This is a genomic window from Lacibacter sp. MH-610 (genome assembly GCF_045780045.1).
In the GTDB taxonomy this organism is placed as follows: Bacteria; Bacteroidota; Bacteroidia; order Chitinophagales; family Chitinophagaceae; genus Lacibacter.
The window spans coordinates 520,493-532,501 of record NZ_CP116002.1; the positions used below are offsets into that span (position 1 = coordinate 520,493).

A 12,009-nucleotide genomic window follows, 5' to 3' on the forward strand; every position below is an offset into this window, starting at 1 on the left:
CGGAGAGGCGTAATGTTAGTAGGAAAAATGCATGAAAAGCAAACAAAGCCCCATAGGGGCGATATGTTATTATTCAGAAATAGTAAAACATGTCGCTCCTACGGAGCTTAACTTCTTATTATTTAATTGTACTACTGACATTGACACCCCGCTGGGGTTTAGGTAGATTTTCCAATAGCACAACACGTTAAAATATATTAACGCCTGCCGTAAAACCGATCCATCCTTTTACACGGTCAGAAAAATCATACGAACGCAACGCATTATTATAAAAAGGGAATTTATAACCGGCTACTGCCACTTTTTGATCGCTGATGAGAACAGAGAATGATGGGCCTGCATACACTGAAATCCCTTTTACGGGTTGCCATTGTATATTCAATGAAAATTTATTGAGCAGATTCATGTAGTCCCATGTGCCTGCATATAATGAATGACTTGCAAGTTCCGTGTTTAAAAAGATCTGTTTACTCAACCGGATATCTTTCCCCAAACCAAAGCCAAAAGAATATAACCGTTCATTGGATTGAAGTGTAGCGCCTGCATGAATGGCTGAATACATTTTTCTGCTGCCGGTACGAATGGCCACATTCAATTGTGTTACTTCATTGGTGCTGATGTTGAGTTTATGATAACCGTTTTTCCGAACAAAATTGAGCAAACCAATGCTGTACCCATCAGAACTATCAGCCAGATTGATTAATCCAATTTGTACGCCTCTTACGTGTTTGGCATAATTGAACACTCCGGCAATTTGTACACCTTTCATGTTACGATTGGCTATATTACCTACACCGGCAATTTGAAGACCACTCGTTTGCTGCTTGCTGAAATTACTAACACCGGCAATTTGCATACCTTTTACTGTATCAATGGCATGATTATAAACACCACCAATCTGTAAACCCGTGAATTTTCCTTTTACATAGTTACTTACTCCGGCTGCCTGCAAACCATTGACCGTGTCCAGCACATGATTGTGTAATCCCGCCACCTGTAATCCACGTACATCACCACCTACCAGGTTCAATAACCCTGCCCCCTGCAGGTATTTTACATTTGTTTTTGTGATATTGAATAATCCTCCCAGTTCCATCATGCTCACACCACCGGTATACCCACCTAATACATTCACAGAAAAGGCCGTAGTGATTTGCGGACTCAATTTTCCCTGTGTGCTTAAACCGGGAAACAATGAAATTTGAAACGCTCTTGTGGTAAAGAACTTACCTAGGTTGATGCTTTGCATCCGTTGTTTGGAGGAAAGCAAAAAACGTCCGATCCAGGAACGTTGTACTTTAATTGTGTCTTCTTTGGTGTAAGTAACTGTTTCACCTGTAGGAAGTTTTACTTCAATAGTGTCAGGTAAAAAATAATCTTCCGGCGACACCGTGATCATGGTTGTAAAATTATCCTGTGGCCGCAGGCTGATGATCAACTGCTGATTGAGTTTCGGTTGAATGGTTAATGTGGTGTCTTTATACGAGTCTTTACTTACAGTGATCGTAGCTGTTTTGTAACGGCTTTTTAGTTTCAATGTAAAAGCGCCCTGACCATCTGTTAGATCAGAAGCCAGCTGATCGGGTTCATAAATGCTGGCATTGTTCAAACGCTCACCGGTAAATTCATCAATGATATAACCAGCCAGGTAATAATTCTTGTCTTCGGTAGGTGATTGCTTTACAGTGGCAGCAATCGTAATGGCTTTGCGGCGCAGAATTAAATAGTTGCCGCTCTCAATATAATCATAGCGGTTGTTGAACAGGTAATTCAATACTTCACGAACCGGTTTGTTGGTGAAATTTAAACTCACGAGGCTGTCACGCTTTACAATGCTGCTGTTATAAGAAAAATAAAAATTGCCGTTGTTGCTGATAATTTCCAGCACATTATCCAGCCGTTGTTTGTTAACCTGTACGGTAATGCTTTTGTTGAGAATATTTTGAGCTGCTGTACAAATACTGAAACCCAGTAAAAAGCAAACAACAATTCCTTTCCTGTAAAATGCGTTCATTCCTTTGTTCTGTTACTGTAAGATGATTTGGTTTTCTGTTGTTACCACCTGCAACTGAAACGTTTTAGCAATAATGTCCAGCACATTCTCTAATGATTCATTGTTGAACGTAGTGCTGAGGCGGAGGTTACGTAACCCCGCACGACCGATCACTATATTGCTGCCATAGGCTTCATTCAACACTTCTACCAGTCGCCAGAGCGGAGTATTATCACACACAAATTCTTTGCTTTGGTAATAATCATAAAGTTGATCAGTAATGACAGTTTTTACAAGCGCTGAATCTTTTGCAGGTGTGATCAGTTTTTCGTTGGGTGTTAAACGAATGGTTTTGCCATTTCTTGTTACTTCTACTATTCCTGTTTTTACGATCACTTCTGTTTGACCGTTCACTGTTTTAATATTAAACGATGTGCCCACAACTTTCACTTCTACATCATTCACTGCAATTACAAATGGCTTTTCTTTATTGGCTGTAACAGTAAAGAATGCCTCTCCCTGCAGTTTTACAGCACGTTTCCTGCCCTTGGTGAATTTTTTATTGTACTCAATACTTGAATTCTTATTAAGAGTTACAACACTTCCATCAGGTAATGTATCAGCCAAAACAGTTTGTTGTGTTTGCACCAGTTCAATACTGTCACCTGTATTAAAAAATGTACCTGCAAACCATCCGCCAACAACTATTATAATAACTGCAGCTGCCATCTGTAACCAGCGCTTCGGCTTTGTAATAGAAATAATACGGCCACCTGTTTTTACTTCATTTCTTTTTTCAACAAAACGTTGCCATGCTGCATGCTCATTTACGGTACTTGCTGCTGCAGCTTTTTGACTTTCCTTCCATACAAATTCAAGATGCTCCAGCTCTTTCCTGTTGGCTTCGCTCTGAGACAACCATTCTTCCACCTGCTGTTGTTCAAGAGGTGTGGCTTCCTGCAGCAGGTATTTTACCAGCAGCACATCCATTGTTGTATGTAAAGGTTCGTTCAAATGAAAAGGATTAACAGATTAAAAAATAAAACGATCAATGGCAAATAATCTACAAGTTTTATACGCAGCAACTTTAATGCTTTACCCATCTGTGCTTCCACTGTTTTGATGGAAAGACCCAGTTTATCAGCAATTTCCTGGTACTTGAGCTCTTCAAAACGGCTCATCTGGAAAATGGTACGGCATTGCTCGGGTAACTCACTCAGGGCTGTTTTTATTTTCTGCTCCAGCTCAGCCAGCAAAATTTTCTTTGATGCTGTTTCTCCTTCTCTTGTCGTATTGCTCATGGAATATTGGGCATGCTGCGTATAGGAATGTTTTACTTTCTGGTGTTTGATATAGTTGCAACTTTCATTATAGACTGCCCGGTAGAGATAAGCTGTAACCGAAGAAGAGATATTGAGGTTTTCGCCACGGTCCCACAGTTTGAGAAACACATTCTGTACAATACCTTCAGCAGCAGGGCTATCCTTTACAATGGTACAGGCATAAGCATGCAGGTTTTTAAAATGGGATTTAAATACCTGTTCAAACGCCGCCTCGTCTTTTTGAACGAGTTGCCGGGCCAATTGAGGTTCGTTTAATGCCATGCTTAACACTCTAATGCCGGTTTATATAAGAATAACAACTGTAAAGGCTGTTACCCTTAACCCGGACAAAATTTTTTATAGTGCGGGCTAAAGTAGACAAAAGAGCCGGGCCCGTCAATCACATATTTAAGTGAAAAAGAGGCATACCCCATCTTTTCCGAATGGATAGCTTTCAGTAAATTGGGGAATGAAAACTTCCCGTTTATACCTTCATCAGCATCAGTTGATCAGTATTTTTTGGATTCTTACCTGTGCTTTGCTTTTATTTAGTTCCTGCAAAGAGGTTCAAAACAATGCATTACCGCAAACGGCAGACTGGAGTAAAAGAACTGCAACATTAAGCAGCAATGATTCGCTGTCTGCAGGAACCACCTATCTTTCTGTGTACTCACATATCTATACATTATCACAGGAGCGGATCAGCGATTTAACGGCCACCATCAGCATGCGCAACACCAGCACCATCGATACCTTATATCTTTTTAAAGCGGAATATTTTGATACCAATGGCAAATCCGTCCGCAACTATGTTACACAGCCCATTTTTATTACTCCTATGGAAACAGCGGAGATTGTGATTGAACAAAAGGACAATGCCGGCGGCAGCGGTGCCAATTTTATTTTTGATTGGAAGAGTAAACCCGGCGCACCGGAGCCTTTGTTTGAAGCCATTATGATTTCTACATCGGGCCAGCAGGGATTGTCTTTTACAACACAGGGCAAGCGGATAAAGTAAATAGCTTTTTAAATTGATCGAAACTGCAAAGGAGTTAACTGTACCTGTTTTTTAAAAAAACTGTTGAAATGCGTAGCTTCTTTAAAACCCAATGCAAAAGCAATTTCAGCAACATTCCATGGACTGTGTTTCAATAAAATCTTTGCTTCCTGCAAAATACGTTCACCTATAATTTGAGAAGTGGTTTTACCGGTGTTTTCTTTTATGGCTCTGTTTAAATGATTCACATGTACATTTAACTGTGCGGCAAAATCAGAAGGCGCTCGTAATGTAACCTCCGGATGATGTTCATCGATGGGGAATTGCCGTTCCAGCAATTCCATAAACATCGTAGCAATACGTTGCGAAGAGGAAAACTGTTGCGGTCCACTGATATCGCTGTTGGGTTGCATTTTTAAAGCCATATGAATCAACTCGAGCACTAATGTTCGAAGTATATCGTATTTATGAACGTAATCGCTTTTAAGTTCTTCAAACATTCGTTGAAAAACAGCAGAAGCTTTAGCCAATTGATCTTCATTTAACTCAAATACCCGGCTACCCTCCGGTTTGTAAACAGCATACTGGTTTAAATTCCCAAACTGGTGAAAAAACTGCTGATCAAAAATGCAGAAAACACCGCCGGTAATTTTATCCAGGTGCTCCCATTTGTAAGGAATGTTCGGACTGGAAAATGTAAGTGCCTGTTGTTGTACTTCATAACATTTATCAGCATAATATACTTTACCGCTGCCGAGTGTTATGGTGATTTTATAAAAATCCCTGCGGCTGTAAGGAACAGGTTGGGCACGGCTGCCCACATATGGATCCAGACGGAACACATTAAAGTGACCGATTTCTTTATTCATGGTTTCCGGCACCCAGTTAAACTTACGTTTATAAAATTCCTCTATGGTTTCCACCTTACGCATCTCCCACAAACTTACAGTTTGTTTTTGTTTACGACCGGCGAACATAGTTTTTATTAAAGTTGTAAATCAAACTCATATTCCATACAAAACGGTTGCCGGCAATTTCTGTTTTGAAGGCCCTGTTCATGATGGTTTGCAGGCTTAGTGGAAATCTTTGATGTGCTATTGTAAAACTGTGTGTAGCATAAAAACCATCTCTGCCGGCCATGTTTAAGTAATACAGCTGCGGGTTGAATTTGGCATAGAAATTTCCAGCGAGTTGAATATGGGTGAAGTTGGCATTGAGGGTGATGAAATGTGTGTTTTGTACGGAGGTTTTATCTAATCCGTGTGAGTACAAATAATAAACACCCACTGTTGTATTTTTTGAAACAACAAAGCTTGGTGTTAAGTCCATGGCTGCATAGCGATCGGCACGGTTGATAGTAACGGTGGTCCCGTTGTTATTCATGGGCACAGTTCTGAACACATAGGATGGATGTGCACCCATACTCATTCTGAACCTGGAGTTGTTGACGAACTTGTATCTCCCCCAAAAAATAAAAGCCCACGGCTTGCCATCCATTCCAAATCGGAAGAAAGGTTCAAAAGTGAGTTTCTTGCCGCCGATGTTTAGATCAAACATCATAGCAGGTCTGCCCAATGAAAACGATGGAATGAGTGAAATGCCGTTTTGTGTAGCGGTAATGGTGCCGCCAAAATGAACTGTTTTTGGAATACTATCATTTACAATTACAGATGTTCCTTTCGATTGTAAGCATAAAAACAGGCATACAATCCAAAATGTATGTTTGCAGAAAAATAATTTGGGCATCTGGCTTAATTCTTTTTTACAAAAGAACTTTACCTGAACTGTGTTGCCTAACAGAATTCAAACAAGTGATTATAGAATTCAAACAAGCGGAAAAAAAAGCAAGCGATTGCTTACTGCTTTCCGTGAATCATTTTTGAAACCAGCCCGTTGTATAATTTGGAATCGCTCCATACCACACCGCTTATATGGATTACTGCGTAAGTATAAAAGGCCCATTGCAGCAACTCATGTGTTTCTTTGGCGGGGTCATGAATGGATTTAAAGAAAGGCACCTCTTCAAAAGCCAATATTAATCCTGTGCAGGCCATAAGTACAATCAACACATAAAAAATAAGATAACCTGCCTGCACCATGCTGAAATGATTTTGCTCCAAAGCAGTTCCTTCCACCTGTTGTTTGCGATTGAATGATGCTTTGAGTTTAGAGGCAAGGCGATTGTTTTTACTTAAACGAAATTCTATGAACATACGCCACAGTAACAAAATACAAATTCCGAAACCTGCATATTTATGTAATTCCCAGATGGGTTCCCGGAAAGTTCTTACAATGGCTCTTGTTTGATCCCTGTCGAGTGTTACACCTTTTTCCTGTGCAGCATTATTGACCGCTTGTATTTGTGTACGCCCATCAAGAATAAACTCGTTGATGCTAACGGTAACAATAGAAACAGAGAAAAACAACGCAGTAGCCCAGTGCCAGATACGGATGGATAGAGGCTTGGCATCAGCAAACGGACGGATAGTGGTGGATGGATGACTCATGCGGGAGGTTTGTTTTGCAATATAATATTTCAGGATAATGGGGGCATACCATTTATAAAATATAGTAATGGAATGATTGCTTATTGCTTAGCCGCCTGTTGTTCCATCACCTTCGGCTCTTCTTTTCCATTATATTCAAGAACTATTACTGCATCATCTTTTATAATATGATTGTATTGTACAAACTCCTGCCAGTTAAAATGAACAGGAAATAACACATGGCGGAACTGATGATGATTGAGTTTGAATTGCTCCGTAAGTTTTGATTTTAAGGCCGCATCTACTTCTACCTGCAAGAGATCTACCGGTTTTATTTTGTGCTGCAGGTAATAATCAATGGAAATGAGTTGTTGCAATACAACATCATCCGCATACGATTCTTTAGCAAATGCAAATAAAAGCTGATACACATCCCGCAGATCATGTTTGTGAAAATCAGAATGGGTTTGAAAATAATTACCAAGCCCGAGCAAAAAATCAAACACACTGTAATAAGCCGTTACATATTTGAGCGTATGAAATGCTCTTGGTTTGTTCCAGTAAATTTCCAATGCTTCTTCTACAAGTGTGATATTTGCCAGCTCTTCTTTACTCAGGTACTTGCTTTCAATAATCTGGTAGGGAGCCACAGGATCATACTTGTAACCATGCTGCTCCGTTTTGTATCGAACCGGTGTGCCTTTCAGGAATTTTAAAAAACCCAGTTGCAGTTCAGGCGGAAAGAGTTTGAACACTTCTTCAAAACTGTACTTGATGTCTTCATAATAATCCAGGGGAAGACCCACAATCAAATCCAGGTGCAGTTCTACCTTATCACGCACCTGTGCAATGATGCTTTTTGTTTTTTCAAAGCTCTGCTTGCGGCTCACTTCAAGATTTGCCTTTTGATTGACGGTTTGAATACCAATTTCAAAACGAAATAAACCCTTTGGCACTTTTTCATTGATGAATTGGATGATATCAGGATGCAGGATATCAGCCGTTATTTCAAACTGAAACACATTTTCCGGACGATGATGATCTAAGATGAACTGAAATACATCCAGTGTAAAATCACGTTTCATGTTAAAAGTTCTGTCCAGGAACTTGATGACCCTTCCGTTTTGCATTAAGTACAACAGGTTGTCTTTAATATCCTTCATGGGCAAATACCGCACTTTGTTATCCAGGCTTGCCAAACAGAATTCACATTTGTAGGGACATCCCCTGCTGGTTTCTATGTAACTGATTTTATTGTACAAATCTTCAGCAGGATCATGCACATAAGGATTTACACCAATAAAGTTGCTCATATCATACATGGTGCTGCGTTCCATGTACTGCACTTGCCCATCTTTCTTCCAGGCAAGATTTGGTACTAAAGAAACATTCGGATAGTTGTTCAACAACTCATGAAAGGGAATTTCACCTTCACCTGTAATAATAAAATCAACACAATCATTTTGAATCATCTCTTCCCATTCATAACTCACTTCAGGTCCGCCGAGTAAAATTTTTGTATTGGGGTTTATGCGTTTGATGCGTTGTGCTACATCGAGTGTTTGTGTAATATTCCAGATATAGCAACTGAATGCCACTACTTCATACTTACTGCACTCTGCTGCAATCTCCTCCTTGTTTTGCTTGATGGTAAATTCTTTCCATTGCAAACCCTTGTGCTCTTTATTGAGTGTGTACAACAGCCTTATGGCCAGGTTCATGTGAATGTACTTGGCATTGAGCGTAGTTAACAGGATTTGTACGGGCTGTTGCATCCGGCAAAAATAAACGTTCCGCACCAAGCCTGAAATGGGAGAACCGGATATTGCTGATTTATTTTAATTCACGGATTATTATTTCTATTTTGTGTGCACCTTAAACTACCAATATATGAATAGCCGATACTTGCCGCTGTACTCTGTACTGCTGTTGCTCTCTTTTCATTCAATGGCTCAACAAGCCGCCTTTAATCAAAACTCATCCCGCAGTAATCATACCCGTAGCATGACCACCGGTAATGACTGGCAGTTCGGCATCAACTCCGGTGCTTCTTTCGGGCTCAACATTAATGAAGCTTCCTTGTTTCGTGGCAATGGTCTTGCTACAGGATTAAATGGTCAATACTTTGCAGGCCCTTTGGGTTTGGGCATAAGTGCCGGGTTCATCAACAGCAAGCTCAATACATCTGCCATCAATCAATTTATTATTGACCGAAAGTTTCCTCAAACAAGTACCATTACAACTACTCCTGCACAAAATGCATTTTTGATGCTGGGGCCCAGCTTCCGGCTTGGAACCAAAGTGCAATTATTAGCAGGTGTAAAAGCCGGTATCTTTTTTAACCAGGGAGGCGGATTAATCATTGGTCAGCAGGGAGCATTGCGCCCGTTCTATCGTTTTGAAAGTGGTACCAAAAGCCTGTTCCCCGGTTTTAATGGCTCTGTTTCCTTTTCTTATCCTGTAGGTAATACATCAGCCATTGTATTATCAACTGACTATCTGCGTTCCTCTTCATCTGTGCAGGTATTTGATCCGCAGCGGGGCATTGACATACCGGTTGAGCAGAAAAAGAATTTTCAAACGATTAACGCAGGTGTTTCCTTCATTAAAACCTTCAATGTAAAATCTCCACGAGATGTTGCCAGTGGCCAGGCAAGCGGTAAACGATCTGCTGTAAACAATGATGATGAGCAGCAAACCACCAACCGTGTATTGAAAACAAAAACACGCAGCAATCAAAGCAATGATCGTGTAAGTACAGATACAGATGATGATGGTGTAAGCATCATTGATCCGGAAAACAAACGGGTACTCAAAACAAAAACGAAAAGTAATCAGAGTAACGATCGTACCACCACTCAAAGCTGCGGACCTGTAACATTAAAAACCACCAGGCCTGATGGTACAGTTGAAGAACAGACATTCAGTTGTCCGGATGATGCATTGCAGTATCAACGAAAAGGCGATATGCCGAACCGTATTTCTATGAACGTAACAGTTCCTAAACAAACACAGGGAGCTACGTTTGGTGAAAAAGTAAACAGAGGATTGAATCATTGGGGCGATCGTAGTGAATACACTGAACGAATGCAGACAGGTTCGCATATCATTTCCGGAAGGATCATACATACAACTAATGAAAAAAGTATTATTACCAACCGTAATCATATAGGTGGTGCAGCTGCAGCCAGTTATGCGGCCACAGGACTTATGGTACAACCGGGCGTTCAAACCAATCTTTATGTTCGTGAAAGCAACAGCGGGCTGGCTACCGGCAAACGCACAAGAGAAGCAGGCAGTGGTATGGCAACGGGACGCCGTCAGTATCAACCTTTGTTCTTTGATGGCTTACCACAGGAAGATGTTTGCAATCCTTGTCTTGGCCAGGTAAAAAACAATCCGTTGTATGAAGAAAAAGGCGGCACTAATAATCCTTTATATAAAGGGAGGATAATCGGTAATGAACAATGTGATGATAAAAATTCAGTATTTGATGTACAACTGATTGATCGTAATACAGGTGCGGTAGTAGCTACTACAAAAACAAATGCCTGCGGTGAATATTGGTTTGCTAATGTACCTGATGGTAACTACAGTGTTGCTGTTCTTGCCATTTGGGCAAGCAAAAAAGGGTATGATTATTACCAGGCACAGTCTAATGCAAAAATCAACGTTGCGGGCGAAGTATTGGTGCCCGATGAAACATGGCAGCATATTATTTATGGCGCAGCAAGAGGTAAGGTAAGTGTACAGGATATATCAGTAGTGATGGCAGATACCGATGGTGATGGCCAGGCAGAATTTTTCCGGGCAAACGGAAGGCTTACTGATGGAAATACGCAGGACTTTACACCATCATCCGCTGCTAAAGGAGGTGGTACCGGCAAAGTGAGTATGCAGGATTTTCATTTTACACTCCCCGCTTCCAATCAAAGAGGCGGTGGTAAAGTAAGTGTGCAGGATATACATTTTACAAAACGTACAGGCAAATTTACTGCTACAGCTACTTTCAGTGATGGCACAACTCAGGATGTAACAGAGTTGATTGAAATAAAACAAAGCGGAGCTGTGCAGCAATTCAATGTGCAGGTGGGCGATGTAGATGGTGATGGCGCACCGGATTTGATCTGGAGTCCACGCAGCAATGTTGGTGTAAGTTCCCAATCAGCAAAAGTGAATGTACAGGATCTTTCGTTTACTAAAAAAACAGATCATTATATACAGTCTTTACCGGTTTATATTGGTGATGTAGATGGTGATGGTGCGGAAGAAATGATTATTGGCAGTGGAAAGATTTCAGATTTTGGCATGAGCCGTAAGGGCGGCGGTTTTCAAAATGGTGATATTCCTAACCAGGATGATTATACCAATTCTGTCGCAGGTAATCCTGTTGGAGGATTAACGATTAAAGGAGGTAAAAACCCTGGAGGCGACTCGGGGCGTATTTATCAAAGATCAGCAAACGGAAACGATCCTTTTCAAAATGATTTTCCGTTGGCTATTCCCGGCAGTCCTATCGGCGGTTTAAGTATTAAAGGCGGCAAAAATCCCGGAGGTAATATTCAGCAACGTACCACTAACAGTTTGGGCGAATTTGAATTTGAGAACCTGGAAGCGGGTAACTATACATTTATTATTGAGGCAACCTATGTATTAAATGATGTTACTGATATTGATTTGAGTGATGAAGGAACAGGTATTTATAGCAGAAATGGCATTGTAAAACTTACCGCATCTCAAAACAGCCAATCTTTACGAACCAACCCTGCCACTACAGAACCAGCTCCCAATACAAAAGCACAGGATTACAATTCTTCCCGCTCTAACAAAACCGCAAGCATTGCCTCCTTTAATGATTTGCTCGAAGTGTTGAAGGATCTGGATCACCAATTGCAAACAGACAACACGCCACAAACCAAGGCAGGCGTAAGCACATCCCGCAGTAATGTACGCAACCTGAATGCAGTGATTGAAAGCATTATCAACGATATTGAAAACGATAACACCAATGCGGCCAAACAAAAAATGAGCAGCATGAATATGCAGTTCCTGGCATTGCAGCAATCATTACAAAAGCTGGGCGGAAGGTACACAGCTATTTCAAACGTGCTGAAAACAAAACACGATACAGCAAAAAACAGTATCAGTAATATCAGGTAATCGTTACGGCGGCACCTTCAAAAAAGGTATCGCCCCAAAATCTCAGGGAGA

General features: G+C 40.8%; 9 protein-coding genes. 2 read left to right on the plus strand and 7 right to left on the minus strand.

Features of this window, described 5'->3' with window-relative positions:
• Nucleotides 1-187: 187 nt before the first annotated feature.
• Genes PDL71_RS02345 through PDL71_RS02355 form a run of 3 tightly spaced genes read right to left on the minus strand, consistent with a single transcriptional unit; the run spans nt 188 to nt 3,597 of the window.
• Nucleotides 188-2,014: an STN and carboxypeptidase regulatory-like domain-containing protein gene (locus PDL71_RS02345; protein WP_407524766.1), complete on the minus strand. Its 1,827-nt coding sequence runs from the start codon at nt 2,012-2,014 to the stop codon at nt 188-190.
• Between the two features lie 12 nt (nt 2,015-2,026).
• Entirely contained in the window at nt 2,027-3,007 is a 981-nt protein-coding gene (locus PDL71_RS02350) for a FecR domain-containing protein (protein ID WP_407524768.1), read from the minus strand.
• Nucleotides 3,004-3,597, minus strand: a complete 594-nt coding sequence (locus PDL71_RS02355) for an RNA polymerase sigma-70 factor (protein ID WP_407524770.1) — start codon at nt 3,595-3,597, stop codon at nt 3,004-3,006. The genes PDL71_RS02350 and PDL71_RS02355 overlap by 4 nt, the downstream gene beginning before the upstream one ends.
• Before the next feature lie 187 nt (nt 3,598-3,784).
• Here PDL71_RS02355 and PDL71_RS02360 point away from each other — a divergent pair, with 187 nt between their 5' ends.
• Nucleotides 3,785-4,333, plus strand: coding sequence for a DUF3124 domain-containing protein (locus PDL71_RS02360; RefSeq protein WP_407524772.1), 549 nt, complete (start codon nt 3,785-3,787; stop codon nt 4,331-4,333).
• A gap of 8 nt (nt 4,334-4,341) precedes the next feature.
• On the opposite strand, the gene PDL71_RS02365 is transcribed toward PDL71_RS02360, so the two are convergent.
• The 4 genes from PDL71_RS02365 to PDL71_RS02380 form a co-directional block, all read right to left on the minus strand.
• Nucleotides 4,342-5,289: a helix-turn-helix domain-containing protein gene (locus tag PDL71_RS02365; protein ID WP_407524774.1), complete on the minus strand. Its 948-nt coding sequence runs from the start codon at nt 5,287-5,289 to the stop codon at nt 4,342-4,344.
• Nucleotides 5,273-6,058 carry a hypothetical protein gene (locus PDL71_RS02370; protein ID WP_407524777.1) on the minus strand — a complete coding sequence of 262 codons (786 nt, stop codon included), beginning with the start codon at nt 6,056-6,058 and terminating at the stop codon, nt 5,273-5,275. Before PDL71_RS02370 ends, PDL71_RS02365 begins: the two co-directional genes overlap by 17 nt.
• Before the next feature lie 110 nt (nt 6,059-6,168).
• Nucleotides 6,169-6,819 carry a cytochrome b/b6 domain-containing protein gene (locus tag PDL71_RS02375; RefSeq protein ID WP_407524780.1) on the minus strand — a complete coding sequence of 217 codons (651 nt, stop codon included), beginning with the start codon at nt 6,817-6,819 and terminating at the stop codon, nt 6,169-6,171.
• 80 nt (nt 6,820-6,899) lie between these two features.
• A complete protein-coding gene (locus tag PDL71_RS02380; protein WP_407524782.1) occupies nt 6,900-8,573 on the minus strand; it encodes a DUF4080 domain-containing protein in 1,674 nt (557 codons plus the stop codon).
• 115 nt (nt 8,574-8,688) lie between these two features.
• Between PDL71_RS02380 and PDL71_RS02385 the strand changes: the two genes are divergently transcribed.
• Complete coding sequence (locus PDL71_RS02385; RefSeq protein ID WP_407524784.1) at nt 8,689-11,958, plus strand: hypothetical protein; 3,270 nt, start codon at nt 8,689-8,691, stop codon at nt 11,956-11,958.
• The last annotated feature ends 51 nt before the right edge of the window (nt 11,959-12,009 follow it).

Excerpts from the sequence above, each read along its gene's own strand:
- PDL71_RS02355 (WP_407524770.1), bottom strand. The coding sequence starts at position 3,597 with ATGGCATTAAACGAACCTCAATTGGCCCGGCAACTCGTTCAAAAAGAC.
- PDL71_RS02380 (WP_407524782.1), bottom strand. The coding sequence starts at position 8,573 with ATGCAACAGCCCGTACAAATCCTGTTAACTACGCTCAATGCCAAGTAC.
- PDL71_RS02365 (WP_407524774.1), bottom strand. The coding sequence starts at position 5,289 with ATGTTCGCCGGTCGTAAACAAAAACAAACTGTAAGTTTGTGGGAGATG.
- PDL71_RS02385 (WP_407524784.1), top strand. The coding sequence starts at position 8,689 with ATGAATAGCCGATACTTGCCGCTGTACTCTGTACTGCTGTTGCTCTCT.
- PDL71_RS02360 (WP_407524772.1), top strand. The coding sequence starts at position 3,785 with ATGAAAACTTCCCGTTTATACCTTCATCAGCATCAGTTGATCAGTATT.
- PDL71_RS02375 (WP_407524780.1), bottom strand. The coding sequence starts at position 6,819 with ATGAGTCATCCATCCACCACTATCCGTCCGTTTGCTGATGCCAAGCCT.
- PDL71_RS02370 (WP_407524777.1), bottom strand. The coding sequence starts at position 6,058 with ATGCCCAAATTATTTTTCTGCAAACATACATTTTGGATTGTATGCCTG.
- PDL71_RS02345 (WP_407524766.1), bottom strand. The coding sequence starts at position 2,014 with ATGAACGCATTTTACAGGAAAGGAATTGTTGTTTGCTTTTTACTGGGT.